This window comes from Pseudomonas entomophila (assembly GCF_023277925.1).
GTDB classification, from domain to species: Bacteria; Pseudomonadota; Gammaproteobacteria; order Pseudomonadales; family Pseudomonadaceae; genus Aquipseudomonas; species Aquipseudomonas entomophila_D.
This window is the reverse complement of the sequence record NZ_CP063832.1, coordinates 640,329-666,070: the sequence shown is the minus strand read 5'-3', so window position 1 is coordinate 666,070 and position 25,742 is coordinate 640,329. Positions and strand designations below refer to the sequence as shown.

The following is a 25,742-nucleotide window of genomic DNA, read 5'->3' as shown; positions in this document are numbered from 1 at the left end:
GAAATAAATCTAGAACTATTTTGTTACGATCGCCGGAAAACACCTACCACTAACTTCACCCTTTCCTACGCCCAAGATGCTGGGCGAGGGGCACCATGTAAACCGGCACCGGGGACAGCTGCAACAGCCGCACCGCCGTGCGACCGATGGGTACATCCACCCCGGCACCCGCGCTGTGGCTGCCGAAAATCAGCAAGTCGACCGAAAGGCGCTGCGCCTGTTCGAGGATCACCTGTGCCGGGTCGCCTTGACGCACCCGTACCGCGCGAATCAGCGCAAGATCGGCCGCCTCGCCCAACTCTTCACGAAAGTTGTCCAGCACCCGCTGCTCGATATTGGCCATTACCGTGTTGACCCCCTCGCTGTGCAAGGCGTCGAGGGTCTGCTCATCGAGGTAGCTCTGCAGGAGGGATTCGGCGAACTGGCCCATCGGTTCGACCGCGTGGATGACATACAGCTCTGCGTTGAAGGTCCGTGCCAGCGCCAGCGCGTGCTGCATGACAAAAGGCGCGTACACACCGAGGTCAGTGGCGTACAACATGGAACGGATCATTCGACCTCCTCGACTGCCGCTGCGGCAGAGCAAGGTTCAGCTTAGCAGCGCCATGGACGGGTGCCTTGCCGTCCAGCGCGCTGCCGGCGCGGGCTGCGGGAGGGTCAAGGCATGCGATTGTGCCGGTCGACGAACGCCAGCGCCTGGTACAGCGCCTCCATGCGCGGCAGGTTGCATCCAGCCGCTCGAGCGCGAGCCAGGGGCTCGGCGTAGATCGCCTGCAGCTCCAGCGGCCGCTGTTTTACATGATCGTGGTACATGCTCGGCCAGTAGTCCGGCATCTGTTCAGTGACGCGGAACAGGTGAGCGGCATACCCCGCCGGCAACTCATGCCCACACGCTTTGGCCCCCTCGACCACTTCGGCCATCAACGCCTGGATCAGCGCTCGGCTGTCGGGGTCATTCATCAACGGCGTGGTGCTGGCCTTCAGTAATACCGAAAGACCGTTGTAGGGCACGTTCCACACCAGCTTCTGCCAGCGCGCCTGGTTGAGGTCGGTCATGGCCTGGGAGTCGATACCTGCGGCACGGAACAGCGCAGCCCCCTCTTCCACCACCTCCAGGCCACCCGGCCCGCTGTGATAACCCAGGTTGACAGCGCCCAACGCCTGATGGCGGATTTCACCGGGGCGCTCGCGGTTTACACAGATAAAGCAAAGCCCCCCAAGAAGATGCATGTCCGGGCGCAGCGCAGGCCGCAACTGATCCTCCACCCCCAGACCGTTCTGCAGCAGCAGCACTTTTGCACCCGGTGCCGCCGCCTGGACGATCAACGGCGCCAGCTCAGCATTACTGGTGGCTTTCGCCCCCACCAATAACCAGTCGCACGGCGGCATGGCGCCGACCGAGGCATAGGCCTGCACCTTCTCGTGCCGCACCTGGCCATGCACGGCACTGTCGAGCCTCAGGCCCTCGGTACGCACCAGGTCATACTCGCTGCGCAGAAGAAAATGCACATCGAACCCGGCACGGGCAAGCATCAGCCCATAGAAGCCGCCGATAGCGCCACTGCCGATGATGCCGATATGGATATTGCGAGGAACCATGCTGCACTCCTGTTCGAGTGTCGTTGTTGTTTGTCCAGTTTTTCTACACGCAAACCCGCCGTTTTTCGATCCCTCACTATACTGGGGCAATGATGGTCAAATAATCGACACGGAGTCGAGCATGTGCGTATACCTGCCACATCCTGATGATATTCCAGTCGAACTGGCCCTGCGCCCGTCGTCCAGCCTCTTTCGTCGTCACCTCCACACCCTGGGCCTGGGCGGTATCGCCTGCAACCAGCCACGTGCATACCGACGCGGCATTGCGGTGGAGGTGTTGATGCCCTCGCTGGGGTTGGAAGCGCGTTACCCCGGTTATGTCGCCTGGTGCCAGAAGCTCGACGCAGGCTATCGGGTGGGCGTGGCCTTCACCGACAGCCAGGCGCTGTTCGCCGCGCGCATGAGCGAACAGGTATGCCAGATCCATCATTATTGCCAACAGCAGGTACCCGGCGAGCTGGACAGCGACACCACCCAACGCCTGGCCGCGCAATGGGTCGACCAGCACGCTGACGCCTTCTCCGAGGCCAGCCTGCACACTTCCTCGCCCACCTGAGCCCGCCCCACCTGCAAAAACCCCGTGATTACGGGCCCAGGCCATTGTCGCGCCCCCGCTAACGCGTTATGGTTCGGGGCTCCCCGCTGCGAACAAACTGCTGCTGGGCCGCACGGGGATTGCTGGCGGCCGGCACCCGTGACCTGACGAGTAACACGATGGCTGATTTACCGATCGATGACTTGAACGTTGCCTCCAACGAGACCTTGATCACCCCTGATCAGCTCAAGAAGGAAATCCCCCTCAGCACCAAGGCCCTGCAGACCGTGACTGCCGGCCGCGAAGTGGTGCGCAATATCCTCGACGGCAAGGACCATCGCCTGTTCGTCGTGGTCGGCCCCTGCTCCATCCACGACATCAAGGCCGCCCACGAGTATGCCGAGCGCCTCAAGGTGCTGGCCGAAGAAGTCTCCGACACCCTCTACCTGGTGATGCGCGTCTACTTCGAGAAGCCGCGCACCACCGTGGGCTGGAAAGGCCTGATCAACGACCCGTACCTGGATGACTCGTTCAAGATCCAGGACGGCCTGCACATCGGTCGCCAGTTATTGCTGGATCTCGCGGAAAAGGGCCTGCCCACCGCCACCGAAGCGCTCGACCCGATCTCCCCGCAGTATCTCCAGGACCTGATCAGCTGGTCGGCCATCGGCGCGCGCACCACCGAATCGCAGACCCACCGCGAAATGGCTTCGGGCCTGTCTTCGGCAGTCGGCTTCAAGAACGGTACCGACGGTGGCCTGACCGTGGCGATCAACGCCCTGCAATCGGTCTCCAAGCCGCATCGCTTCCTCGGTATCAACCAGGAAGGCGGTGTATCGATCGTCACGACCAAAGGCAACGCCTACGGCCACGTGGTGCTGCGCGGTGGCAACGGCAAGCCCAACTACGATTCGGTCAGCGTCGCCCTGTGCGAACAGGACCTGGCCAAAGCCAAGATCAAGGCCAACATCATGGTCGACTGCAGCCACGCCAACTCCAACAAGGATCCGGCACTGCAGCCACTGGTGATGGAGAACGTCGCCAACCAGATCCTCGAAGGCAACCAGTCGATCATCGGTCTGATGGTCGAGAGCCACCTGAACTGGGGCTGCCAGGCCATTCCGAAGAACCTCGACGAACTGCAATACGGCGTGTCGGTGACGGACGCCTGCATCGACTGGGCGGCCACCGAGAAAGCCTTGCGCAGCATGCACGCCAAGCTCAAGGATATCCTCCCCAAGCGTCAGCGCGGCTGACCGCCACACACGAAAACGCCGGGCAATGCCCGGCGTTTTCGTGTGTGGGGTGCTCAGACCTTGCTTGAGTGGCGCTGCTGGCGCTCCATGTAGCGCTCGACGTAGGAGCAGGAGGGGATCACCGTGTAGCCCATCTGTTCGGCGTAGGCCAAGGCCTCTTCGGTCAGCGCGGCAGCGATCCCACGGCCACGCAAGGCATTGGGCACGAATGTGCGATAGATATCCAGCGTCTGCTTGCCCAGGTCCATATACGTCAGGTAGGCCCGGTGACCGTCCACGGTGGTCTCGAACTGATGACCCGCCTGGTCATGGTGGATGGTCAGCGTCTCGCTCATCTCTACTCCTCGCAGGTCTTGTCGGCAGACCCTTACCTTACCGATGGGGATTATCCGGCGGAGGAACCTCTACGCCACCTGTTGGCCGTTGGACAGCGGGGCGACATGGGTCGTTCTGCCGCGCATGGCACCCTCAAATAGTAGGCGGCGCCTACAAGATTGCTCAAGCCATCACGTATGAAAATGCTGACAGCAACCTCCCCCGCCCATGCCCTGGCCAGACAACAGCAACCGGATGTTCTAGGGCTAAGACGCCAACCGACAGTTAAAGTCACCATTAGTTCAACAAAAAAGTTCCTGTACTACAATCGCTTGCGAACGCCGTGCAAGATTTTCACACTTTGCTCACAAACCCCGTCGCGCCCCCCATCCCGACATTTTTTTTGCAGTTCTTGCGCTCAGTCAGTTTACTTACTACAAGTAATGGGTACTATGTACGCCGGCCAGTTTCTCTTTTCCGAGAGATGGCTATTTAATAGAAAGTCCTTGAAGGGGAACACGATGAACAACGTTCTGAAATTCTCTGCTCTGGCTCTGGCCGCAGTTCTGGCTACCGGTTGCAGCAGCGTATCCAAAGAAACCGAAGCTCGCCTGACTGCTACCGAAGACGCAGCAGCTCGCGCCCAGGCTCGTGCAGACGAAGCCTACCGCAAAGCTGATGACGCTCTGGCAGCTGCTCAGAAGGCTCAGCAGACCGCTGACGAAGCCAACGAGCGCGCTCTGCGCATGCTGGACAAAGCCAGCCGCAAGTAATAATCCTCACGGATTGTTATGGAGCCGACCCACTTGTGGGTCGGCTTTTTTATTGCCCGAAGAACGCCAGACCGCACAAACAAAAAAGGGCCTGCACTAAGGCAGGCCCTCGTGAGTAGTACGCAATGGCTTACTGCAGTTCGGGCGGAATGCTCGACACGATCGGAGCACCGGCAGCGGCACCGACCGGCACGGCGATTTCAACGGGCATGCCATCTTCAGCAGCAACCACGTCACGCACCATGTCCCAGTTCATGCGCAAGTTGTTGGCCAGGTCTTCCCGCTTGAGCAAGGCGTTGATGACGGCGGTGTGCTTGTCGACCACCGACGGGTTGCCATGGTCGTCCAACGGTGTATGCGCCTCGAGGTAGACCTTGCCGCCGCTGATACCGAACTTGTAGGGCTCGTTGATGATTCGTACCGGCGTGCCCACCGGCACCATCTTCGACAGTTCAACCACATTGTTGTTGAGCATGCGGAAGCAGCCATGGCTGGTGCGCATGCCAATGCCGAACTTCTTGTTCGAACCGTGGATCAGGTAGCCCGGCACGCCCAGGGTGAACTTGAACGGGCCCAGCGGATTGTCGGGGCCTGCCGGCACGACCGCCGGCAAGATATCGCCATCGGCGGCATGCTCGGCACGGATCGACGCTGGCGGCGTCCAGGTCGGGTTCGGGGTCTTGGCGGTGATCTTCGTGTTGGCGATCGGAGAGCCCCAACCTTCACGGCCAATACCCAGGGGGAAGGTGTACACCACGTTCTGCCCTTTCGGGTAGTAGTACAGGCGGTACTCGGCGAGGTTGATGACGACGCCTTCGCGTGGCCCAGGTGGCAGGACGTAGCGGGTGGGCAGGACGATCTCGGTGCCGGCGCCCGGCAACCATGGGTCGACACCCGGGTTGGCGGCGATCATCTCGAGGTAGCCCAGGTCGTTGGCGGTGCCGATATCGGCGAAGGTGTCTTCGTACTTGGCCTTGATGGTCTGGACCTGGCCGACGACGTCCTCACCGGGAGGTGGCAACGGCAGCTCCAGCGCAACAGCGGGGCCTGCTGCCAGCAAGGCGGCAAGCGAGAGGCTACGGGTGACGGCGGGAAAGCGCGGCAACATCCGGTAAATCCTTCGAAAGTTCAGTCAAGAGATCGATTGTACACCCGCGCGGAAACAAGCGGGAGGCGCACGCGCCCTGCAAGCGTTTCAGATGATGAAAGGCGCTCAGAGTTCCGGCCACACCGGGCGCATGCCGCGCCGCTGGGCATCGAGGATCGCCTTGCACAGCAGGCACAGGCGTTCGTCGCGGTAGATCGAGCGCTCCACACCGGACCAGCGTGGCTGCGCCGGCAGCAGACCACCGCACAGGGTGCGGTCGACCGGGACACCCAGCTCGAGCTGGCGGGCCGCCAGGTGGATGCGCACTTCCTGGCAGGCGAACAGATCCAACTGCTCGTCGGGCTCGATCAGTTGATAAGCGTACAGGGACCAGGCGGGGCGCGGCATCGGGGGCACTCGAAACGGGGGGCGCAACATTATCCGAAAGCGGCCCCCGATTAAAGCGTCACAGCAAGGGTTTTATCGTCAGCCAGGCATTTTCCAGCAAGCGCGGCTGGGCGACCGGCGCGGGGTGGATACCATCGGCCTGCATCATCGCCGGCACCCCGCCCACACCCTCAAGGAAAAACGGTACCAACGGCACCTTCTTGTCGCTGGCCAACTGTTCATAGACCTGGGCGAAAGCCGTGGTGTAGCGCACGCCATAGTTAGGTGGCAGGCGCATGCCCAACAGCACCACCCGGGCTCCGGCCTGGCGGGCACGGTCGATCATCTGGGCAAGATTTTGTTGCAATTGCTGTGGCGATAGCCCTCGCAGACCATCGTTGCCCCCCAATTCCAGCACCACCAGGTCCGGCTTGTGCGCTACAAGCAACGCCGGCAGCCGCGCCCGACCTCCCGCGCTGGTGTCGCCACTGATCGAGGCATTGACCACCTGGTCGTCGAAACCCTCCTCCTTCAGGCGCTGCTGCAACAGCTCTACCCACCCCTCGCGGGTATCCAGGCCAAAACCGGCGCTGATACTATCGCCGACGACCAGTACGGTTCCGGCCACCGCGCCCTGGGCCAGGCAACACAGGGCAAGCCCGGCACTCAACCACCACATACGCATTGGATTCTCCATGGGCCCCAGCATTCTCGTTGCGCAGAACCTTAGCAAAGTGGTCCCCAGCGCGGAAGGCGACCTGATCATCCTCCACGCCCTCTCCCTCGACCTCGCCCAGGGCGACAGCCTGGCCATCGTCGGCGCGTCCGGTTCGGGCAAGTCGACGCTGCTCGGCCTGCTCGCCGGCCTCGACCGCCCCAGCGCTGGCAAGGTCGTGCTGGCCGGCCACGACCTTGGGCCACTGGACGAGGACCAGCGCGCCCGGGTGCGCGCCGAGCATGTCGGCTTCGTGTTCCAGTCGTTCCAGTTGCTCGACAGCCTCAATGCCCTGGAGAACGTCATGCTGCCGCTGGAGCTGGACGGCCGTCGTGACGCCCGCGAACACGCCCGCAGCCTGCTCGAACGGGTCGGCCTGGGCAAGCGCCTGAGCCACACACCACGCCAGCTCTCCGGCGGCGAGCAGCAACGGGTGGCGATCGCCCGTGCCTTCGCTGCGCAACCGGCAGTACTGTTCGCCGACGAGCCCACCGGCAACCTCGACAGCCACACCGGCGAGCGCATCAGCGACCTGCTGTTCGAACTGAACCAGGAGCAGGGCACCACGCTGGTGCTGGTTACTCACGACGAGCGCCTGGCCACACGTTGCCGCCGCCGGATCCGCCTGGATGCCGGGCGCCTGGTGCCCCCCCTGGAGCCATGATGACCCGACTGCCCTTCCCGCGCCTGTGCGCCCTGGCCCTGCGTCAACTGCTGCGCGACGCCCGCGCCAGTGAAGTGCGGGTACTGTTCTTCGCCTTGCTCGTGGCAGTGGCCGCCAGCACTGCCATCGGCTACTTCGGCGCGCGGCTCAATGGCGCCATGCAACTGCGTGCCAGCGAGTTCCTCGGTGCCGACCTTGTATTGCAGGGTAGCGCCCCGCCCACCGAGCAACAGATTGCCAGCGGTGCCGCACTGGGCCTGAGCCACGCGCGGGTGGTGGAGTTCACCAGCGTGGTTGGCGGCGACAGCGGCATCCAGCTGTCGAGCATCAAGGCCGCCGATCCCGCCTATCCACTGCGTGGTCAGCTGCGCAGCGCACCGGAACCCTATGCGCAGGAGATAGTCGGTGGCGGGCCGGCGCCGGGTGAGGCCTGGGTCGAGCCACGTCTGCTGGCGGCCCTTGGCCTGGCAATTGGCGACAGCATCGACGTGGGCATGACGACCCTGCGCATGAGCCGCGTGCTCACCTACGAGCCGGACCGCGCCAACAACTTCTACAGCCTCACCCCACGGGTACTGATGAACATCGTCGACCTCGACGCCACCGGGGTCATCCAGCCGGGCAGCCGAGTCAGTTACCGTGACCTCTGGCGAGGCGATGCCGAGCCCCTGGCACGCTATCGCCAGACTACCGAAAACAGCCTGACGGCCAGCCAGCGCTTGCTCGATACCCGTGATGGCAACCGACAGATCGGCGGTGCCCTGGGCAAGGCCGAACGCTACCTGAACATGGCTAGCCTGGTGGCTGTGCTGCTGGCCGGCGTCGCCGTGGCCCTGTCGGCCTCGCGCTATGCCGCCCGGCGCCTGGATGCCAGCGCCTTGTTGCGTTGTCTTGGGTTGTCCCGGTACCAGGCATTGGGCCTTTATTGCCTGCAACTGGCCATGCTTGGCGTGGTCGCGGCGCTCGCCGGCGCTCTGCTCGGCTGGCTGGCGCAGTTGGGGTTGTTCCACCTGCTCGCCGGCTTGCTGCCCAGCCAGGTGCCCCCCGGCGGCCTTGCGCCAGCGCTGGCCGGGATCGGCACCGGCCTGGTGGCCCTGGCCGGTTTCGCCCTTCCCCCCCTGGCAGCTCTGGGCCGCGTGCCGCCATTGCGGGTACTGCGCCGTGACCTGCTGCCGATACCACCGAGCAGTTGGCTGGTGTATGGCGCTGCCCTGTTCGCCCTGGGCCTGATCATGTGGCGCCTGAGCCTGGACTTGCTGCTCACCTTCGCCTTGCTAGGGGGGGGATTGATCGCCGCCCTGCTGCTCGGCGGCCTGCTACTGCTCGGGCTGCGCAGCCTGCGTCGCTTGCTGGCCGGCGCGCCACTCCCCTGGCGCCTGGGACTGGGGCAACTGCTGCGCCACCCGCTGGCCGCCGCGGGTCAAACCCTGGCCTTCGGCCTGATCCTGCTAGCCATGGGGCTGGTGGCCCTGCTGCGCGCGGAGCTGCTCGACACCTGGCAGGCACAACTGCCCAAGGACGCCCCCAACCATTTCGCCCTGAACATCCTCGCCGACGACCGCCAGCCTTTTGCCGAACGCCTCGCGCAGATCAACGCCACCTCCGCGCCGCTGTACCCGGTGATCCCCGGGCGCCTCACGCACATCAACGATCAACCGGTCCGCCAGTTGGTGAGCAAGGAGTCCACCGGCGAACGCGCCATCCAGCGCGACCTTAGCCTCACCTGGGCCGCCGATCTGCCACAGGGCAATGCCCTGAGCGCCGGCACCTGGTGGCAACAGGCACCTTCCGGCGACCAGGTGCCCGGCGTCTCCGTGGAGGCGGAGCTGGCCCAGAGCCTCAAGCTGCAACTGGGCGACCTGCTTACCTTCGACATCGGTGGCCTGCAGCGCCAGGCACGGGTCAGCAGCCTGCGCACGGTGCACTGGGACAGCTTCCAGCCAAACTTCTACATGATCTTCCAGCCCGGCACCCTGCAGGGGCTACCCACCACCTACCTGACCAGCTTCTACCTGGCGCCGGGGCATGACCAGGAGGTGGTGGCCCTGTCACGGGCCTTCCCGGCGGTGACCATCCTCCAGGTCGACGCCCTGCTCGCTCAACTGCGCAGCATCCTCGCCCAAGTCACCCTGGCGGTGGAGTATGTGCTGTTGTTCGTGCTGGCGGCAGGGTTGGCGGTGCTGTTCGCCGGGCTGCAGGCGACGCTGGACGAGCGTATCCGCCAGGGTGCGCTGCTGCGTGCGCTGGGGGCCGCGCGGCCGCTGCTGGTCAAGGCGCGGCGCATCGAGTTCGGCCTGCTCGGGGCGGCCAGCGGATTGCTGGCCGCACTGGGCTGTGAACTGATCACGTGGGCACTGTATCGCTACGCCTTCGACCTGCACTGGGCGCCGCATCCGTGGTTACTGCTGCTGCCTTTGTCAGGCGCGATACTGGTGGGTGGTGCCGGCGTCATCGGTACGCGCCGGGCACTCAATGCCAGCCCGTTGGCGGTCTTGCGAGAAAGCTGAGACCGTAGGAGCGGCTTCAGCCGCGATGCGGGCATCGCGTTGTCTGGCACCCGCCTAGCGGGTGATCGCGGCTGAAGCCGCTCCTACAGGGATCATGGCAGGACAATAGCCAAGAACCCTACGGGTTGTAACTGATGGTGTTGACATACCAGGTAGCCTCACCCGTTGGCGTATGCACCACTACCTCGTCGCCCTCCTCTTTCTTGAGCAGGGCACGAGCCATGGGCGAATCGATGGAGATGTAATCGTTGCGCCCATGGATCTCGTCATAACCGACGATACGAAACTTCAGCTGCTCGCCGTCGTCGTTCTCGATCTCGACCCACGCGCCGAAGAACACCTTGCCTTCCTGCTGCGGCGAATAGGCGACGACCTTGACGTCCTCCAGGCGCTTGCGCAGGTAGCGCACGCGGCGGTCGATCTCACGCAACAACTTCTTGTTGTACTGGTAGTCGGCGTTCTCGCTGCGATCGCCAAGCGATGCCGCCCAGGTCACCTTCTGGGTGATTTCCGGGCGATAGACCCGCCACAGATGGTCGAGCTCCTTCTTCAGGGCCTCATGACCTTCCGTCGTGATGATGTTGGTGCTCAACGACTGTCTCCTCAGTGCATCCGCGGCAGGCGCCAGGGCGCCCACCGAGTGACCGAGCTTAGCGAAAAACGCGCGGCGGCGACATGCCGTTCAAGGGCGTGTGATCAGGCCTTGGCGAGCGATGCGGGTCAGTTGGCCGATGACTTCGGCGGCATCCTCGGCTGCTGGGGCCGGGATCACGGCCAGGTCGAAGCGGTCGTTACCGTACTGATCGAGCTGATCACAGGTATCGGAAAACTGAATGAGGAAGGCACAGGCCTGGCCCTTGCGTCGGGAAAAGCCGTCGAGATTGCGCAAAAGCGTGGGTTGATGCTGGCCGCCGAGCAGGATGCGCGGGGTGCGGGAGGCCTGATTCTTGGCCAGGGGGGTCAAACAGACACTGGTACGTGGGCAACTCATGGAGTCTCTCTCCGCCTCGCTGAACCCGCTGGGCAGCGGTGGGAGGCGTCACCGAACCAGCGCTTTAGCGGTATTTCGGATGACCCACCAGGGCTTCTCCCGCGCCCCGCAAGTAGCTGTTTAAATCGGCGCAGTCCGTATGCTAGAGGCTGATGCTTCAAGTTACAAGCTGGAAATGAAAAACGCGCGGGGCCTTCAAGCCCCGCGCGCTTTCCAGATTACTCAGCGAGCGATCAGTCGGTCCAGTGACAGTCGGCCGGCGCCCTCGATCAGCACCGCCACGGTACCGGCCATCAAGGCCAGGGCGAACTCATAACCGTTGTTGGACATGAACAGGCCGTTATTGATATGCACCGAGAAGATCGCCACGACCAGGGTCACGGTCAGGGCCAGCGCCGCCGGGCGGGCCAGCAGGCCGACCACCAGGGCCAGGCCGCCGAAGAACTCGGCGCTGCCAGACAGCAGGGCCATGAAATAGCCTGGCGCCAGGCCGATGCTCTCCATCCACTGGCCGGTGCCTTCCAGCCCGTAGCCACCGAACAGGCCGAACAGTTTCTGGGCGCCGTGCGCCATGAAGATGACACCGACCAGGATACGCACGACGCTCAGGCCGAAACCGGCGCGGGTGGCAAACAGGGCTTTGAGGGCGTTGTTCATTTCTTGCTTCCTTGAGTGAGCAGGTGTGTGTGGAATGAGCGCCATCTTAATCATAAAAGCAGATAATAAAATCGCAAAAAATGCGCCTTTAATATCTACTAATTAGATTTATTAGCGCTTCGCCACCCGCTCGAGCGACGCACGTTCACGATTGAACGCCAGGAAGTACTTGTTCACGCTGTTGACGAAGTTCACCGGCCCCATGCCGACCTGCTCCATCGCGACACGCTCGGTCTGGAAGAACCACTGATTGCCATTGAGGCCGCGCCGCCGCGCCTCGGCGCGCATGGCCTGGACCCGCTCCGGGCCGAGATTGTAGGCCGCCAGGACGAACGCCATGCGCTCACGCTCGTTGAGCTGGGGGCTGGCGAAGAAGCGCCGGCGGATCATGGCCAGGTAGCGGGCACTGGCCTGGACATTGCCGTCGACCGTGGCGGTGTTGCCAACCCCGACACGCTTGGCCGCCGACGGGGTGATCTGCATCAGCCCATGGGCACCGCCCATGCCCCTTGCCGAGGGGTCCAGGGTCGACTCCTTGTAGGCCAGGGCCGCCAGGTTGAGCCAGTCGATCTGCAGGTCGCCGCCATGTTTCTGCAACACCGCACGCAACGACGCCAAGCGCTGGCGGTCCTTGCTGGCCAGCGGGTTGTGCACCCGGTACTGGCGCCGGTAGATACGCTCGAACGCGGCATCCTGGTTTTCCGGTGCCCGGTAGCTGGCCAGGAAGCGATCGATCGCGGCCTTCAACTGAGGGGCGTCGCGCCGCACGTACCAGCGCATCGCCCCAGGTTGCGCCAGCACCACCTTGCCGTCCAGGCGCAGGCGCGGCATCACCCGCGCCCAGCGCTGGGCGATCGGCCGCTCGACCACGGTCAGCGGGTAGATGCCGGCCTGGACCATCTCCAGCACATCCTCCACCGCCAGGGTCGGGTCGACCCACTCCACCTTGATCGGTGCACGCTTGCGCAATTGCAACTGCTGGTTGATGACCTGGATCGCCGCACCCGCGGCGCTGGCGCTGGTCAAGGCGATGGTGCGCCCGGACAACTGCTCGACATGGCTGTAGCTACGGTCACCCTTGCGCCCGACCAGCAGCAAGGGCACCTGGTCCACCACCGGTGCACTGGCTTCGACGCCCAGCACCTGGGTCGGGTCGAGCAGTTCACCGGGCGCGGCCATATCCCCCTCGCCGCGCTGCAAGGCACCAATCAGTTGCTCCTTGGCCCGAGGAATGATCTTCAGGCGGATATCCTGCCCATCCGCAACACGGGCATTGAGGGCGTGCTCAAGCGACCTCAACCGATAGTATTCGACGCCCACCGGCTCGCCCTTGACCTCACCGGAGCTGTTACGGCTCTGGTTGACCAGCACCCGCAGCACCTTGCTCGAACGCACCTGCTCCAGGTCGCGCGCCTGGCCGGCCGGTACATGCCGCTGTGGTCCTGGCTGGGCGGCACGGGCAGGCCCAGCCACGATCACCCCAGACACCAGTAACGTGATCAGCAACGTTCGCAGCATGGAAGAAAGGGTCCGAGAGGGGTTGGCGGGCACCATGTGCTGTGATCGATCCTTGATAAATGACCGCAAAAGACCACGGCAAACGTTTGAAGTTCTGGGATTTTTTGTGTTTTCCCGGTTTTTGCTATGCTGACCGCCCCGCGGCTCAAGGTAGCAACATGCAACTGATCGATATCGGCGTCAACCTGACCAACAGCAGTTTTCACGACCAGCAGGCGGCAATCGTCGAGCGCGCTGTGCAGGCTGGCGTGACGCAAATGGTCCTCACTGGCACCAGCCTTGACGTAAGCCATGCGGCACTCGAACTGTGCCAGCAGCTGGATGAGGCCGGCCAACGCCTGTTCAGCACCGCGGGCGTACACCCCCACGACGCCAGCCACTGGAACGCCGACAGCGAGCGACGGCTGCGCGACCTGCTCGCGCAACCCCGGGCCAGGGCCGTGGGTGAATGTGGCTTGGACTTCAACCGCGATTTCTCCCCTCGCCCCCAACAGGAAAAGGCCCTGGAGGCGCAACTTGCCCTGGCCGTCGAATTGCGCCTGCCGGTGTTCCTCCACGAGCGCGACGCCAGCGAGCGCCTGCTGGCCATCCTCAAGGGCTACCGCGACCAACTCCCCGCTGCCGTGGTGCACTGTTTCACCGGCGAGCGCCAGGCGCTGTTCGCCTACCTCGACCTGGATCTGCATATCGGCATCACCGGCTGGATCTGCGATGAGCGTCGCGGCACGCACCTGCATCCGCTGGTGAGCAACATCCCGGCTGGCCGCCTGATGCTGGAAAGCGACGCGCCCTACCTGCTGCCGCGCAGCCTGCGCCCGAAACCGAAGAACGGCCGCAACGAACCGGCCTTCCTGCCCGAAGTGCTGCGCGAGGTGGCGCTGCATCGCGGTGAAACGGTCGAACACACCGCGGCCCACACCACCGCCTGCGCCCGTACCTTCTTTGGTCTGCCTGAGGTTTCTTGACGCATATCAAGAAGGGTTCTGGCCTTGGCGGGCACAATGATGGCACCTTGCCAATAATGTTTCCGCCAACTCAGAGAAGACCTACCATGGGTGCCTGGCTTAGCAATATTTCCCTGAAGTACAAGTTCTGGGCCGTCAACGCGGTGGCGTTCGTCACCACCCTGATGCTCGTGCTCTACGCCGTGTACCTGGAGCAACAGGCCCGCGCCAACGGCGTCGAGGCCCAGGTGCAGAGCCAGGCGCAGTTGCTGGCCGCCTGGCCAGCCGGGCAGCCCCTGCCCGCCCAAGGCAACCTAATCGCCTGGCGCACCGGCCAGACCCCCACCTTCGCCGGCGAGCCACTGGAAGCCCTGCGCGATGCCCAAGGCTGGGTCACCCTACCCGCCGCCTGGATCCTCGGCGACAACCCTCTGTTCGGCGCCCAAGTGATTCGCCAGGGCGACCAGCACCTGGCCGTCCTCGCCCAATCCCCTAGCCTGCGCCAAGTCTATTTCGATCGTTTCAGCAACTACGCCGTCTGCGTGCTGATCCTGATGCTGGCCATGCTGTGCGCCTCGCAGTTGCTGATCCGCTTCCTGCTCAGCCAGCTCAACACGCTGAAGGATGTAATGCTCCACGTCGAAAAAACCGGCGATCTCTCGGCCCGCGTTCCGCTGGCCTGCGGCGACGAAGTTGGCCAGATGGCGGGGGCCTTCAACGCCATGCAGGCCACCTACCACCGCGTGGTCAGCACCGTGGCGCGCACCGCTGCCCAGCTCGACTCGGGTGCCGCACGCCTGGCCGGCAGCATGAGCGAGGTGCGCCACGGCATGATCGGCCAGCAAAGCGAGACCGACCAGGCCGCCACGGCGATCAACGAAATGACCGCCACCGTGCACCACATCGCTCAGCACGCCGGCGCCACTCGCGACCTGTCGCAGACCGCCGACACCCTCGCCGGTAGCGGCCAGGCCGTGGTCAGCCGCGTGCAGGACTCGATCGCCGGCCTGTCCAGCGGCGTGCAGCAGACCGCCGAGATGATTCGTCAGCTGGCCGACGACAGCCAGAAAATCAACGGCGTGGTCGGCGTGATCCACAGCATCGCCGAACAGACCAACCTGCTCGCCCTCAACGCAGCCATCGAGGCGGCCCGGGCCGGTGACCTGGGCCGTGGGTTCGCCGTGGTCGCCGACGAAGTACGCAACCTGGCCAAGCGCGTGCAGACCTCCACCGACGAGATCACCACCATGGTCGCCGACCTGCAGGCCGGCACCCGTGACGCGGTGGATTTCATGCAGGAGAGCTCGTACAAGGCCGACGATTGCGTCAAGCAGGCCCGCGAGGCTGGGGAGGCCCTGGCCGAGATCACCAGCGCGGTGGCGCAGATGCGCGAGAGCAATACCCAGATCGCCGTGGCGGCCGAGCAGCAGAGCCAGGTGGCCGAAGAGATGAACCGTGCGGTGGTGAGTATCCGCGATGTCACCGAAGAGACCGTGCAGCAGACCGTGGGCTCGGCCACCACCAGCAGCGAACTGGCTACCCTGGCCGGCGAGCTGAACAAGGCGATCGGCCAGCTCAAGCTCTAGGCCATGCTATAGCCACCATAGCCAGCCTCGATTGGCCCCCACCCGGGGGCCGCACTAAGCTTTGGACATCCGTGCGAGGAACCTGTCCATGAGCAAACGACTGCCCAATCTGCCCGCCTGGCAATGGCGTGGCTACCACCACAATCACCGCCACCCGACCAACCTGGTCCTGCACCTGATCGCCGTGCCGCTGTTCATCCTGGGGGCGCTGCTGGTGCTGTCGGGGCTGTTCGGACTGGAGCTGTCGCAGATTGCCGTTGGCGTCATTGCCCTGATTGCCGGCCTCGGCCTGCAACGCCAGGGACACCGCCTGGAGGCCGAACAACCCGAGCCCTTCGCCAACCGCAAGGACGCCGTGCAACGGCTGCTGACCGAACAGTTCATCACCTTCCCGCGGTTCGTCCTCAGCGGCGCCTGGTGGCGTGCGTGGCGCGAACGGCACAAGCATCGGCATTAAAGCACCCGGGGCGCGTGGATTACCTGCCCGTTGCCACGAGGCCTGTAGGAGCGGCTTGAGCCGCGATCACCCGCAAAGCGGGTGCCATACAGAGGGCGCGGCAGCCCAGCCCAAAAGGCTGGGTGGTCGCATCATTCAAGCGAACACTGTCACCGTCTGCCGACTCAACGCCAGCAACTCCCCTTTCGCCGTCCACAACGCCGCCGCGGCATGCCCATAGCCATCGCGCGCATGCTCGGTTTCGACGACGTAGCGGCACCAGTCCAGGGTCGACAGGCTGGGCATGGGCTGTATGAACTCGATGGTCCAGGTCAGGGTGCTGCCGGCAGCAGGTTGCTTGAGGAACGGCATCAGGCTTGGCGGCCAGGCATCGACCAGCGCCAGTAGATGCGCCACCTCCACCGGCCCCTCGGCCACATCACGCAAACGCACCCAGCCCCCCATGTGCCGCGAAGCGTTGCCACTGAACGGCAGGCCGCCAATCGCCCAGCGCAACGCCACATGGCGCATGAACTCGGGGGTCACACCCTTGATATAGGGCAGCTCAGGCGCCGATTGCTCCAGAGGCTGGATTGCCATGGCCGGCAGCGCTTCAACCGCGACCCCCGACGGCCGCCCGGCACCGAAGCTGCCCTGCACCAAGGTCACCACCTGGCCACCCTGCACCGCGCGCCCCAGCAGCGTGCTGACCGCCTTGCCCTCACGCAACACTTCGACTTCGAGGCTGATCGGCACATCCGCTGCCGCGGGGCCGACGAAGGTGATGGCCAGCGAGCGCACCGGGCGATCATCCACCAGCTTCTGGCGCATCGCCTCATGCACCATCGCCGCCATCAGTCCACCGAACACCGCCCGCCCCTGTGCCCAGCTGGCCGGCACGCTGACCGCCTCGGGGTGCGCGCGCGCCGCCGCTATCAAATCAGTGAAGTTCATGCCCCAGGCTCCTGCGCAAAAGTCTCGATCTTAACCAGCGGTCGCTTCGACGACAGCCCGCATATCGGTCATTTGCAGCGACTATCGGCGCGCTAGAGCTTCGCGCAGCGCTTCGAGGATGGTGTCGGAGCGGCGCTCGGCCGCATGCAGCTCGCGCTCCCAGGCCACCTTGCAGCCGGCCAGGTCGCTATGTTCGCGAACCTGCAACAACCACTGCACACGGTCATGCCAGTCGCCCAGGTCACCCTGCGCGCGCTTGAGCAACCGCTGCAGTGGCCTGCGGGCATGCTCGAGTTGCGGGTAGGCTTCGTCGCCGTAGCGCACCCGCTTGATCAGCAGGCGCAGGCGATGGCGATCGTGGGCCGGGTCTTCCAACGCCTTGCCAAGCGTGCGCCACTGCTTTTCCAGGCGCTTGTCGATACGGCGCCGGAGATCTTTCGCCAACCCCTCGCGGTCCGCCGCCCGGAGAAACTGTGGAAAGGCATCCAGGATTGCCAACACCCGTGCCAGTTGAGGGCTTGCCGCGACACTGGCGAAGGTACCCGCCCTGCCCTCCAGGCGAAGCTGCCCCGCTTGCAGGTGGCCATGCTCGATCAGTTGCGCCGCCAGTACCTCGCGATCACGTAGCGGCGTCGTAAGCGTACCCAGCGACGCCGTGGCGCCATCCAGTTGCTCGACACCCGGAAGTTCGCGCAAGGGCCGCAGCAAGCTGCGCAGACGGCGCAGCGCTATGCGCAGGTCGTGCAGCGCCTCGCTGTCGGTATCCGCGGCCAAGCGCTCGCGGCAGGCCAGCAGGCGTATGTTGAGGGCAAGTACCTGGCAAACCACATGGTCGAGCATGGCGCCCTCCTCGGGTCAACGTCCGGCGCGAGACTCACGAATATAGAACCGCGCCTTCTCAGCCTTGCGGGTGCAGCCCTCGAAGCCTTCGAACTGTTGCTGGGTCTTGGCCCCGGTCAGCAACGACAGTGCCTTGGAGTAACTGACGGTGCCCGCGAAGCCTTCGGCCTTGGCCAGGTCCAACTCCTTCCAGGCGGCATCGAGCTGTGTCGCGCAGCTGTCGCGGTAGGCCGTCTTGCCCGCGCAACCCGCCAGGGCCAGGGCAATCAGAGGAAGGGTGATCCAAGCTTTCATCGGTGATACCTCAAGGCTGTATGACATAACTGGCCGTTCGACGGCAAAGCAAACGAAAAGTGCCCTGCTCAGCGTAGTCCAGCGCGGGCTACATTGAAGCACAGGCGGCAATGGGTGCATTGTTGGACCATGGTGGCACAAGCCTGGGGGGAAAATCATGAGCAAACGCGTGGCACTGGTACTCGGTTCGGGCGGCGCCCGGGGGTACGCGCACATCGGCGTGATCGAGGAAATCGAGCGACGTGGTTACGAGATCGGCTGTATCGCCGGCTGCTCGATGGGCGCCGTGATCGGCGGCATCTATGCCGCCGGGAAGCTGGACGAGTACCGTAACTGGATCGAAAGCCTGGACTACCTCGACGTGCTGCGCCTGGTCGATGTGAGCTTTCGCCTGGGAGCCATAAGGGGCGACAAGGTGTTCGGGCAGATTCGCAAGATCGTCGGTGAGATCAACATCGAACAATTGCGCATTCCCTACACTGCGGTGGCCACTGACCTGACCAATCAACAGGAAATCTGGTTCCAGGAAGGTTGCCTGCATCAGGCCATGCGCGCCTCGGCGGCGATCCCCAGCCTGTTCACCCCTGTGGTGCAGGGCAATCGGATGCTGGTCGACGGCGGCATTCTCAACCCGCTGCCGATCGTGCCGGTGGTGTCCAGCCACTGTGACCTGATCATCGCGGTCAACCTCAACGCCACCAACCAGAAACAATACCAGCTACCTGTGATCGAGCGCCCGGCGGCGTTCAAGATGCGTTTTGACTCACTGATCAGTTCGCTCGGCTCACGCCTGCCTTTTCGCCGCAAGCCGGCCGAGCAATTGATACGCATCGAGCAGGAGATCACCGTGGAGAGCCTGGCCCCCCCCAATCCTTGGCTGGGTGAGAGTGCCGAACCCGAAGGCCAGCAACCAGCAGCGGCGCCGGAAAGCGAAGGCGCCCCGAAATCGGCCACGGGTTCTTTCATCATCGACAACGTCGGCCCGGCCTCCCTGCTCGACCTGATCAACCAGAGTTTCGAGGTGATGCAGACGTCGTTGGCGCAGTACAAGATCGCGGGCTATCCACCCGATGTGCTGATCAATGTGCCCAAGCGGGTCTGCCGGTTCTTCGAGTTCTACAAGGCGCCGGAGTTGATTGCCCTGGGACGGGAAATTGCGCGGGACACGCTGGACGCCCATGAAGGGCAGCGCCGCTAGCCCGGGGCCCTGCCCGATGCTCAGATACCTGTAGGAGCGGCTTCAGCCGCGAACACCGGCGCAGCCGATGCCAGGTACCGCGTCAACCGCATCGCGGCTAAAGCCGCTCCTATGTATGGACTCGCCTACATTGTCTACCTGCTTTTCGAACAAGGTTACCCGGTTGCATCTATGTATCAGGCCTATTCGAGGAAGCTTGGTGCTTCTGGCCAACATCGGGGTGAGCTCGCAGCATGCCCATTACATTTAGGCCTCTTGGGCCGGTAGGAGCGTAGGCATTAATCCGCGACGGTCTTACCTAGGGTCGATGTTCACTAGCAGGGGCTGGGGCGCTCGGCACCCCGGTGGCGTAACACTGTAAGTCAGTGGCTCATGGCGGGCTCCTGACGATCGTTCGGTTGGCGTTGGTAGACCTGCTCACCTTGTAGCAGCACCCAGATGATGCGCAGATTTCGATTAGCCAGTCTGATCGCCGCCTCCTTGCGACCAAGTCGAGTTAACCATCGCAAGAGGCGGCGATCGTCTGGCTGATCGGAATCAGGCTTCAAATGGCTAAGAACCGCGTGCGCACCCTGGATCATCATGCTGCGCAGGTAGCCGTCACCTCGCTTGCTCATCTTGCCTAGCCTGACCTTCTTTCCACTGCTGTGCTGGTCGGGCACCAGGCCAAAGTAAGCGGCAAACTGTCGAGCATTGGGGAAACGCGAAGGTTCAGGCTGCTTGGCCAGCATCGCTGTGGCGATGATCGGGCCGACACCGCGTATCGTCATCAGGCGGCATGCGACCTTGTCGGCCTGCGCCGCTGTTTCGAGCCGTCCTGTCAGGATGGCGATACGCTCACTCAGATAGCGCCATTCGGCGAGCAGTTCATCGAGCAATTCACGCAGCAGATCTGGCAATGGTTGAGTCGTATCTTCAAGAATGCGCGGTACACCGTGGCTGACGGCTAAATCGCCTTGCGCCAGGGCGACGCCCTGTTCCAGTAACAGGCCGCGGATCTGGTTGCCTAGCGCGGTGTGGCGCCTGACATAGCCTCTGCGGGCGCGGTGTAAGGCTTGAATCGCCAAAGCGGCAGTGCTCTTGATCGGCACCGCAGCAATGCTGGTATCCCGGCCTGCGCGCAAGATGGCATGGGCGTCGTTACGATCGTTCTTGGCACCACTGCGGTGCTCCGCCACTCGCTGCGCGGGCAGGATGCGGACTGGCGTTCCCTGCGCCTGTAGCAAACGCCCCCATGCTTGAGCGCCGGGGCCACTTTCCATCAGGACCGTCACAGTGGGTGGCAGCCTGGTCAGGAACGCATGAAAGGCTTCACGGGATTTGATTCGATCTTCGTAGATGACGCGCCCGGAACCGTCATCTCCGGCCACCTGAAAGACTTGCTTGGCCAGGTCGACTGACAGATGTTGGCAAAGCGTTACATCGTTGGAAGACAGGGAATTGCGCTTCGTCCTATGCTTGCTCATGGTCTCGCCCTCGCTGCCGTTGGCTTTTTAGAACGCCACCGTGGCACTGTGATGCCTCGGCGGGGGCGAGTCCATCCGATTACAGGCAGAACCCCCGGAAACGAAACAGGCCGCATAAGCGGCCTGTTTCGTGATCGGTGCACCACTCAGTAGCGCGTGATATCGGCACTGCCTTCCAGCAACTTGCGGTAGGCCGCGAAGTCCTGCGAACCGGCACGCGAAGCGAGGTAGCGGCGAATCTGCCCCTTCTCCTCGTCGGTGGCGGCAGCGCCTTCGTTGACACCCTTGAGCTGCAGGACCACCAGGCTGCCATCGCCCAGCACTACACTGCCATACACGGGCTTGTCCTTGGACTCGGGCTTGGCCATGCGGAACACCGCCTGCAGCTCGGCCGGATCGATACCGTCCTGACCGCGGGTCACCGCTTCCTGGACCTTCCAGCTCTGGCTCGCGGCCTTGACCGAGCCATCACGCAGGCCGGCGATCAGCTTGTCGGCCTTGGCCTTGAGTTCGGCGGTCGCCTTCTCCTTGGCCAAGTGCTGGCTGATGTTCTTGGCCACGGCCTCCAGGGGCAACTGTTCAGGCTTGCGGTGCTCCTTGACCCGCAATACCACCACGGTCTCCGGGTCCAGCTCGATGCCGTTGCTGTTGGCGCTATCCTCCAGCACCTGCTCGCTGAAGGCAGCCTGGATCACCGCACGGTTGGCCGTGATACCTTCGCCACCTTCACGGCCGAACGCCGCGGAGGTCTGCACTTTCAGGCCCAGGTCCTGCGCAGGCTGAACCAGGTCGGATGCCTCGAACGCAGCATCCTCGAGTTGCTTGGTCGCCTCGACGAAGCGCTGCTCCACTTGCTGGGTCTTCAGCTCGTGGGTCAGCTTATCCTTCAGGCTGGCGAAGCTCGGCACGTCAGGTGCCTGGACGCCCAGCAGCTTGACCAGGTGGTAGCCGAACTGGGTGCGCACCGGGGCGGACACCTGATCCTTGTTCAGCTTGTACAGCGCGTCCTCGAAGGTCGGGTCGTACACACCTGGGCCAGCAAAGCCGAGGTCGCCGCCTGCATTGGCGGAACCTGGGTCCTGGGAGAACTCCTTGGCCAGCTTGGCGAAGTCCTCACCCTTTTCCAGACGTTGCTGGATTTCCTCGATGCGGGCCTTGGCCTGGGCATCGGTGGTCTTGTCGTTGACCTCGATCAGGATGTGCGCGGCATGGCGCTGCTCGCCAAGGTTGGCGATCTCCTTCTCGTACAGCGCCTTGAGCTCATCGTCGCTGACCTTGACCTGGGCGAAGAAGGCCGACTTCTTCAGCTCGATGTAGTCGATGACCACCTGGTCGGGGGTCATAAACTCCTTGGCGTGCTGGTCATAGTGCGCCTTGACCTCCTCGTCGCTCACCTTGACTGCGGCCGGGTCGGCCTTGAAGGTCAGCGCGGCGAAGTCACGGGTCTGCTTCTCCAGGCGAGCGAAGGCCTCGACCTGCTTGTCGGTGACGAAACTGCTGCCGGCAAGGCCGGTGCGCAGTTGGCCGATGAGCATTTCCTGGGCCAGCATCTCGCGGAACTGCATGCGCCCGTAGCCCATCTGGCGGATGACCGAATCGAAACGATCGGCGCTGAACTTGCCATCGACCTGGAATTCAGGCGTCTGCAGGATCAGTTGATCCAGCGCGGCCTCGGAGAAAGCGAACTTGGCGTCTTCGGCCCCCTGCAGCAGCAGCTTGCGATCGATCAGCCCCTTGAGCGCGGCTTCGCGCAGCATCTTCTCGTCCAGCAGCGCAGGGTCGAAATCCTTGCCCAGCTGTTGCATCAGCTGGCGGCGCTGCATGTCGACGGCCTGGCTCAGTTCGTTCTGGCTGATGGTCTGGCCGTTTACCTTGGCGGCGTCCTGGCTATGGGTGGCGGCTTGGAAGATGGCTTCGAAGCCGGTCAACGCCATGAGCACGACGATGAGGCCAATGATGGTCTTGGCAATCCAACCTTGTGAATTGTCCCTGATATTCTGCAGCATGCGTCCCCCAGAAACGGCTGTACCACTGCGTCGACAACCGCGGAGCGTGGGTAGAATCCTGATAGAAGAAAGGCGCATCCAGTGGATGCGCCTTTTCGAAGCGAGCGTGCCAGCGGGAACGTTTGCGACCCGCCGTCACGCGGTCGGCTCGTTGAAGCCCGAGCCGGCTGAAAGACGACTTAGTTGACAGCGTCTTTCAGACCCTTGCCAGCCTTGAAGCCTGGAACCTTGGCGGCAGCAATCTTGATCGCCTTGCCGGTTTGCGGGTTGCGGCCGGTACGCTCGGCGCGCTCCTTGACCGAGAAGGTACCGAAGCCAACCAGTACCACATCGTCACCTTGCTTCAGGGCGCCGGTGACGGATTCGATGACTGCATCCAGCGCACGGCCGGCTACAGCTTTCGGGATGTCAGCAGATGCGGCGATAGCGTCAATCAGTTCCGACTTGTTCACTCTAAGTCCCCTTATTTCTCTATTGAGTTTGTTTCTAAGTATGTAATGAAAAGCTAATGAAACGAGCGCTGAGTGGCCTGTTGACACTGGCGTGCCGCTTTATAGCAAGGCCCCGAAAATACTGTCAACCAAGCCCCCCAGCGAAATACGTACTAGTGCGTGCTGATTCTTTCCTTAGCATCGCCGTCGCGCTTTTCATCTTTCGCGACAATCTCCGGAGCCACATCCGGCAAGGGCTCCGGGGCGTATTGCAGCGCAATTTGGAGGACTTCGTCAATCCATTTGACCGGTTTGATCTGAAGATCCTGCTTGATGTTTTCCGGAATCTCCTTGAGGTCGCGAACGTTTTCCTCAGGAATGATCACCGTCTTGATCCCACCACGGTGCGCCGCCAGCAGTTTTTCCTTGAGCCCACCAATGGCCAGAACCTGACCACGCAAGGTGATCTCACCGGTCATCGCGACGTCGGCACGCACAGGAATCTGGGTCAATGCCGACACCAGTGCGGTACACATGCCGATGCCCGCGCTCGGGCCATCCTTGGGAGTGGCCCCTTCCGGCATGTGAATATGAACGTCGCGCTTCTCATGGAAGTCTGCAGCGATCCCCAGGCTCTGGGCACGACTACGCACGACTGTCTGCGCGGCGGTGATCGACTCGACCATGACGTCACCGAGCGAGCCGGTCTTGATCAGTTGGCCCTTGCCCGGAATCACCACGGCCTCGATCGTCAGCAGTTCGCCCCCGACCTGGGTCCAGGCCAGGCCCGTGACTTGGCCGATCTGGTCCTGCTGCTCAGCCAGGCCGTAGCGGAACTTGCGCACGCCCAACAGTTGTTCGAGCTGCTCGCCCGTCACCTTGACCTTCACCTGCTTGTTGCCGGTGTGTTCCTTGACCACCTTGCGGCAGACCTTGGCGATTTGCCGCTCAAGGCCACGCACGCCGGCTTCGCGGGTGTAGAAGCGAATGATGTCGCGGATGGCCGAGACATCGACCTCCAACTCATCCTTCTTCAGGCCGTTGGCCTTGACCTGCTTGGGCACCAGGTACTTGACCGCGATGTTGATCTTCTCGTCCTCGGTGTAACCCGGCAGGCGGATGACTTCCATGCGGTCGAGCAGCGCCGGCGGGATGTTCATCGAGTTCGAGGTGCACAGGAACATTACGTCCGAGAGGTCGTAGTCGACCTCCAGGTAGTGATCGTTGAAGTTGTGGTTCTGCTCGGGGTCGAGCACCTCCAGCAGCGCCGAGGCGGGGTCGCCACGCATGTCGCTGCCCATCTTGTCTATCTCGTCGAGCAGGAAGAGCGGATTGCGTACACCGACCTTGGTCATCTTCTGAATCAGACGACCCGGCATCGAACCGATGTAGGTGCGGCGGTGGCCACGGATCTCTGCCTCGTCACGCACACCACCCAGGGCCATGCGCACGAACTTGCGGTTGGTGGCGGCGGCGATCGACTCAGCCAGCGAGGTCTTGCCGACGCCGGGCGGGCCGACCAGGCACAGCACCGGGCCGCGGATCTTCTTCACGCGCTTCTGTACGGCGAGGTACTCGAGGATACGCTCCTTGACCTCTTCCAGACCGTAATGGTCCGAATCGAGGATCTCCTCGGCCTTGGCCAGGTCCAGGCGCACCTTGCTTTGGGCTTTCCATGGAACTTGCACCAGCCAGTCCAGGTACGAACGCACAACAGTGGCTTCAGCCGACATCGGCGACATCTGCTTGAGCTTGTTCAACTCGGCCTGAGCCTTGGCCAGGGCGTCCTTGGGCAAGCCAGCGGCGTCGATACGCTTTTTCAGCTCTTCAACTTCGTTGTGACCTTCGTCGCCGTCACCGAGCTCTTTCTGAATGGCCTTCATCTGCTCATTCAGGTAGTACTCGCGCTGGCTGCGCTCCATCTGCTTCTTCACGCGACCACGGATGCGCTTTTCGACCTGCAACAGGTCGATCTCGGCATCCAGCAATGCCAGCACGTGCTCGACACGGGCCTGCAGGTCGACGATCTCGAGGATTTCCTGCTTCTGCTCGATCTTCAACGCCATATGCGCGGACATGGTGTCGACCAGGCGGCCTGGCTCCTCGATGCTGTTGAGCGAGGACAGCACTTCGGCCGGGACTTTCTTGCCCAACTGCACGTACTGCTCGAACTGCGACAGCAGGGTGCGCACGAACACCTCGGACTCGCGCTCGGCGGTCTCGGTTTCGTCGATCAGGCTGACTTCGGCACGGATGTGCCCTTCGACTTCGGTGAAGCGCTCGACCGCGCCACGCTGCTCGCCTTCGACCAGCACCTTGACGGTGCCATCAGGCAGCTTGAGCAATTGCAGCACGGTTGCGACAGTACCGACGCGATACAGGGCGTCTTCGCCCGGATCATCGTCGGCGGGGTTCTTCTGGGCCAGCAGCAGGATCTGCTTTTCGCCCGTCATCGCGGCCTCGAGGGCTTCGATGGACTTCTCACGCCCCACGAACAGCGGGATGACCATGTGCGGATAGACGACGACGTCCCGCAATGGCAAAAGAGGCAAGTCGAGGGTGGTCTTCATGATTTCGCCTCTA

General features: G+C 63.3%; 26 protein-coding genes. 9 read left to right on the top strand and 17 right to left on the bottom strand.

Annotated features, from left to right (window positions below):
• Window positions 1-55: 55 nt before the first annotated feature.
• Both IM733_RS02980 and IM733_RS02975 read right to left on the bottom strand, forming a co-directional pair.
• The gene (locus IM733_RS02980) at window positions 56-553 is read right to left on the bottom strand and encodes a universal stress protein (RefSeq protein ID WP_240064970.1); all 498 of its coding nucleotides are present in this window, start codon (window positions 551-553) and stop codon (window positions 56-58) included.
• A gap of 104 nt (window positions 554-657) precedes the next feature.
• Window positions 658-1,599: a putative 2-dehydropantoate 2-reductase gene (locus tag IM733_RS02975; RefSeq protein ID WP_248919462.1), complete on the bottom strand. Its 942-nt coding sequence runs from the start codon at window positions 1,597-1,599 to the stop codon at window positions 658-660.
• A gap of 121 nt (window positions 1,600-1,720) precedes the next feature.
• On the opposite strand from IM733_RS02975, the gene IM733_RS02970 reads away from it, so the two are divergent.
• Both IM733_RS02970 and IM733_RS02965 read left to right on the top strand, forming a co-directional pair.
• Window positions 1,721-2,155, top strand: coding sequence for a PilZ domain-containing protein (locus tag IM733_RS02970; protein ID WP_248919461.1), 435 nt, complete (start codon window positions 1,721-1,723; stop codon window positions 2,153-2,155).
• Window positions 2,156-2,313: 158 nt separating this feature from the next.
• Window positions 2,314-3,390, top strand: coding sequence for a 3-deoxy-7-phosphoheptulonate synthase (locus IM733_RS02965; RefSeq protein ID WP_248919460.1), 1,077 nt, complete (start codon window positions 2,314-2,316; stop codon window positions 3,388-3,390).
• A 53-nt stretch (window positions 3,391-3,443) separates the two neighbouring features.
• Here the strand turns inward: IM733_RS02965 and IM733_RS02960 are convergent, their stop codons facing one another.
• On the bottom strand, window positions 3,444-3,725 hold the full coding sequence (locus IM733_RS02960; RefSeq protein WP_011533135.1) for a GNAT family N-acetyltransferase: 282 nt from the start codon (window positions 3,723-3,725) through the stop codon (window positions 3,444-3,446).
• Window positions 3,726-4,226: 501 nt separating this feature from the next.
• Between IM733_RS02960 and oprI the strand changes: the two genes are divergently transcribed.
• The gene (gene oprI, locus IM733_RS02955; RefSeq protein ID WP_003259780.1) at window positions 4,227-4,478 is read left to right on the top strand and encodes an outer membrane lipoprotei OprI; all 252 of its coding nucleotides are present in this window, start codon (window positions 4,227-4,229) and stop codon (window positions 4,476-4,478) included.
• Window positions 4,479-4,608: 130 nt separating this feature from the next.
• On the opposite strand, the gene IM733_RS02950 is transcribed toward oprI, so the two are convergent.
• The 3 genes from IM733_RS02950 to IM733_RS02940 all read right to left on the bottom strand — a co-directional run bounded on the left by IM733_RS02950 (window position 4,609) and on the right by IM733_RS02940 (window position 6,637).
• Entirely contained in the window at window positions 4,609-5,586 is a 978-nt protein-coding gene (locus IM733_RS02950; protein ID WP_248919459.1) for a L,D-transpeptidase family protein, read from the bottom strand.
• Between the two features lie 105 nt (window positions 5,587-5,691).
• A complete protein-coding gene (locus IM733_RS02945; protein WP_248919458.1) occupies window positions 5,692-5,973 on the bottom strand; it encodes a hypothetical protein in 282 nt (93 codons plus the stop codon).
• 58 nt (window positions 5,974-6,031) lie between these two features.
• Complete coding sequence (locus IM733_RS02940) at window positions 6,032-6,637, bottom strand: arylesterase (protein WP_248919457.1); 606 nt, start codon at window positions 6,635-6,637, stop codon at window positions 6,032-6,034.
• A 10-nt stretch (window positions 6,638-6,647) separates the two neighbouring features.
• On the opposite strand from IM733_RS02940, the gene IM733_RS02935 reads away from it, so the two are divergent.
• Together IM733_RS02935 and IM733_RS02930 are read left to right on the top strand one after the other, a co-directional pair.
• Window positions 6,648-7,331 carry an ABC transporter ATP-binding protein gene (locus tag IM733_RS02935; RefSeq protein WP_248919456.1) on the top strand — a complete coding sequence of 228 codons (684 nt, stop codon included), beginning with the start codon at window positions 6,648-6,650 and terminating at the stop codon, window positions 7,329-7,331.
• Window positions 7,331-9,838: an ABC transporter permease gene (locus IM733_RS02930; protein WP_248919455.1), complete on the top strand. Its 2,508-nt coding sequence runs from the start codon at window positions 7,331-7,333 to the stop codon at window positions 9,836-9,838. Before IM733_RS02935 ends, IM733_RS02930 begins: the two co-directional genes overlap by 1 nt.
• 118 nt (window positions 9,839-9,956) lie before the next feature.
• Here the strand turns inward: IM733_RS02930 and greB are convergent, their stop codons facing one another.
• The 4 genes from greB to IM733_RS02910 form a co-directional block, all read right to left on the bottom strand.
• Window positions 9,957-10,430, bottom strand: a complete 474-nt coding sequence (gene greB, locus IM733_RS02925; RefSeq protein WP_248919454.1) for a transcription elongation factor GreB — start codon at window positions 10,428-10,430, stop codon at window positions 9,957-9,959.
• A gap of 90 nt (window positions 10,431-10,520) precedes the next feature.
• Window positions 10,521-10,829 carry a hypothetical protein gene (locus tag IM733_RS02920; RefSeq protein ID WP_011533128.1) on the bottom strand — a complete coding sequence of 103 codons (309 nt, stop codon included), beginning with the start codon at window positions 10,827-10,829 and terminating at the stop codon, window positions 10,521-10,523.
• Between the two features lie 222 nt (window positions 10,830-11,051).
• The gene (locus IM733_RS02915) at window positions 11,052-11,486 is read right to left on the bottom strand and encodes a DoxX family protein (RefSeq protein WP_248919453.1); all 435 of its coding nucleotides are present in this window, start codon (window positions 11,484-11,486) and stop codon (window positions 11,052-11,054) included.
• Between the two features lie 111 nt (window positions 11,487-11,597).
• Window positions 11,598-13,004, bottom strand: coding sequence for a transglycosylase SLT domain-containing protein (locus IM733_RS02910; protein WP_248919452.1), 1,407 nt, complete (start codon window positions 13,002-13,004; stop codon window positions 11,598-11,600).
• Window positions 13,005-13,162: 158 nt separating this feature from the next.
• Between IM733_RS02910 and IM733_RS02905 the strand changes: the two genes are divergently transcribed.
• The 3 genes from IM733_RS02905 (at window position 13,163) to IM733_RS02895 (ending at window position 15,991) form a co-directional block, all read left to right on the top strand.
• The gene (locus IM733_RS02905; RefSeq protein ID WP_248919451.1) at window positions 13,163-13,969 is read left to right on the top strand and encodes a TatD family hydrolase; all 807 of its coding nucleotides are present in this window, start codon (window positions 13,163-13,165) and stop codon (window positions 13,967-13,969) included.
• Between the two features lie 86 nt (window positions 13,970-14,055).
• Entirely contained in the window at window positions 14,056-15,534 is a 1,479-nt protein-coding gene (locus IM733_RS02900) for a methyl-accepting chemotaxis protein (protein ID WP_248919450.1), read from the top strand.
• Window positions 15,535-15,622: 88 nt separating this feature from the next.
• Window positions 15,623-15,991, top strand: a complete 369-nt coding sequence (locus tag IM733_RS02895; RefSeq protein WP_248919449.1) for an Mpo1-like protein — start codon at window positions 15,623-15,625, stop codon at window positions 15,989-15,991.
• A gap of 135 nt (window positions 15,992-16,126) precedes the next feature.
• Here the strand turns inward: IM733_RS02895 and IM733_RS02890 are convergent, their stop codons facing one another.
• From IM733_RS02890 to IM733_RS02880, 3 genes are all read right to left on the bottom strand, one after another.
• Complete coding sequence (locus IM733_RS02890) at window positions 16,127-16,924, bottom strand: acyl-CoA thioesterase (protein WP_248919448.1); 798 nt, start codon at window positions 16,922-16,924, stop codon at window positions 16,127-16,129.
• A gap of 81 nt (window positions 16,925-17,005) precedes the next feature.
• Window positions 17,006-17,764 (bottom strand): CHAD domain-containing protein, encoded by a 759-nt coding sequence (locus IM733_RS02885; protein WP_248919447.1) that lies wholly within the window; start codon window positions 17,762-17,764, stop codon window positions 17,006-17,008.
• A 15-nt stretch (window positions 17,765-17,779) separates the two neighbouring features.
• Window positions 17,780-18,058, bottom strand: coding sequence for a hypothetical protein (locus IM733_RS02880; RefSeq protein ID WP_046854892.1), 279 nt, complete (start codon window positions 18,056-18,058; stop codon window positions 17,780-17,782).
• 157 nt (window positions 18,059-18,215) lie between these two features.
• On the opposite strand from IM733_RS02880, the gene IM733_RS02875 reads away from it, so the two are divergent.
• Window positions 18,216-19,256 carry a patatin-like phospholipase family protein gene (locus IM733_RS02875; protein ID WP_248919446.1) on the top strand — a complete coding sequence of 347 codons (1,041 nt, stop codon included), beginning with the start codon at window positions 18,216-18,218 and terminating at the stop codon, window positions 19,254-19,256.
• Between the two features lie 362 nt (window positions 19,257-19,618).
• Here IM733_RS02875 and IM733_RS02870 read toward each other — a convergent pair whose 3' ends face one another.
• From IM733_RS02870 to lon, 4 genes are all read right to left on the bottom strand, one after another.
• Window positions 19,619-20,722: an IS110 family transposase gene (locus IM733_RS02870; protein ID WP_248917269.1), complete on the bottom strand. Its 1,104-nt coding sequence runs from the start codon at window positions 20,720-20,722 to the stop codon at window positions 19,619-19,621.
• Window positions 20,723-20,868: 146 nt separating this feature from the next.
• The gene (locus IM733_RS02865; RefSeq protein ID WP_248919445.1) at window positions 20,869-22,728 is read right to left on the bottom strand and encodes a SurA N-terminal domain-containing protein; all 1,860 of its coding nucleotides are present in this window, start codon (window positions 22,726-22,728) and stop codon (window positions 20,869-20,871) included.
• Between the two features lie 179 nt (window positions 22,729-22,907).
• Complete coding sequence (hupB, locus tag IM733_RS02860; RefSeq protein WP_011533117.1) at window positions 22,908-23,180, bottom strand: nucleoid-associated protein HU-beta; 273 nt, start codon at window positions 23,178-23,180, stop codon at window positions 22,908-22,910.
• A gap of 152 nt (window positions 23,181-23,332) precedes the next feature.
• The gene (lon, locus tag IM733_RS02855; protein ID WP_248919444.1) at window positions 23,333-25,729 is read right to left on the bottom strand and encodes an endopeptidase La; all 2,397 of its coding nucleotides are present in this window, start codon (window positions 25,727-25,729) and stop codon (window positions 23,333-23,335) included.
• Window positions 25,730-25,742 lie beyond the last annotated feature (13 nt).

Bases quoted from the DNA above. Each gene is read 5' to 3' on its own strand.
- IM733_RS02880 (WP_046854892.1), bottom strand. From the start codon at position 18,058: ATGAAAGCTTGGATCACCCTTCCTCTGATTGCCCTGGCCCTGGCGGGT.
- IM733_RS02865 (WP_248919445.1), bottom strand. From the start codon at position 22,728: ATGCTGCAGAATATCAGGGACAATTCACAAGGTTGGATTGCCAAGACC.
- IM733_RS02970 (WP_248919461.1), top strand. From the start codon at position 1,721: ATGTGCGTATACCTGCCACATCCTGATGATATTCCAGTCGAACTGGCC.
- IM733_RS02885 (WP_248919447.1), bottom strand. From the start codon at position 17,764: ATGCTCGACCATGTGGTTTGCCAGGTACTTGCCCTCAACATACGCCTG.
- IM733_RS02965 (WP_248919460.1), top strand. From the start codon at position 2,314: ATGGCTGATTTACCGATCGATGACTTGAACGTTGCCTCCAACGAGACC.
- IM733_RS02940 (WP_248919457.1), bottom strand. From the start codon at position 6,637: ATGCGTATGTGGTGGTTGAGTGCCGGGCTTGCCCTGTGTTGCCTGGCC.
- lon (WP_248919444.1), bottom strand. From the start codon at position 25,729: ATGAAGACCACCCTCGACTTGCCTCTTTTGCCATTGCGGGACGTCGTC.
- IM733_RS02905 (WP_248919451.1), top strand. From the start codon at position 13,163: ATGCAACTGATCGATATCGGCGTCAACCTGACCAACAGCAGTTTTCAC.
- IM733_RS02890 (WP_248919448.1), bottom strand. From the start codon at position 16,924: ATGAACTTCACTGATTTGATAGCGGCGGCGCGCGCGCACCCCGAGGCG.
- IM733_RS02950 (WP_248919459.1), bottom strand. From the start codon at position 5,586: ATGTTGCCGCGCTTTCCCGCCGTCACCCGTAGCCTCTCGCTTGCCGCC.
- oprI (WP_003259780.1), top strand. From the start codon at position 4,227: ATGAACAACGTTCTGAAATTCTCTGCTCTGGCTCTGGCCGCAGTTCTG.
- IM733_RS02935 (WP_248919456.1), top strand. From the start codon at position 6,648: ATGGGCCCCAGCATTCTCGTTGCGCAGAACCTTAGCAAAGTGGTCCCC.
- IM733_RS02920 (WP_011533128.1), bottom strand. From the start codon at position 10,829: ATGAGTTGCCCACGTACCAGTGTCTGTTTGACCCCCCTGGCCAAGAAT.
- IM733_RS02980 (WP_240064970.1), bottom strand. From the start codon at position 553: ATGATCCGTTCCATGTTGTACGCCACTGACCTCGGTGTGTACGCGCCT.
- IM733_RS02915 (WP_248919453.1), bottom strand. From the start codon at position 11,486: ATGAACAACGCCCTCAAAGCCCTGTTTGCCACCCGCGCCGGTTTCGGC.
- IM733_RS02975 (WP_248919462.1), bottom strand. From the start codon at position 1,599: ATGGTTCCTCGCAATATCCATATCGGCATCATCGGCAGTGGCGCTATC.
- IM733_RS02875 (WP_248919446.1), top strand. From the start codon at position 18,216: ATGAGCAAACGCGTGGCACTGGTACTCGGTTCGGGCGGCGCCCGGGGG.
- IM733_RS02870 (WP_248917269.1), bottom strand. From the start codon at position 20,722: ATGAGCAAGCATAGGACGAAGCGCAATTCCCTGTCTTCCAACGATGTA.
- IM733_RS02910 (WP_248919452.1), bottom strand. From the start codon at position 13,004: ATGCTGCGAACGTTGCTGATCACGTTACTGGTGTCTGGGGTGATCGTG.
- IM733_RS02945 (WP_248919458.1), bottom strand. From the start codon at position 5,973: ATGCCGCGCCCCGCCTGGTCCCTGTACGCTTATCAACTGATCGAGCCC.
- IM733_RS02900 (WP_248919450.1), top strand. From the start codon at position 14,056: ATGGGTGCCTGGCTTAGCAATATTTCCCTGAAGTACAAGTTCTGGGCC.
- IM733_RS02960 (WP_011533135.1), bottom strand. From the start codon at position 3,725: ATGAGCGAGACGCTGACCATCCACCATGACCAGGCGGGTCATCAGTTC.
- IM733_RS02895 (WP_248919449.1), top strand. From the start codon at position 15,623: ATGAGCAAACGACTGCCCAATCTGCCCGCCTGGCAATGGCGTGGCTAC.
- IM733_RS02930 (WP_248919455.1), top strand. From the start codon at position 7,331: ATGACCCGACTGCCCTTCCCGCGCCTGTGCGCCCTGGCCCTGCGTCAA.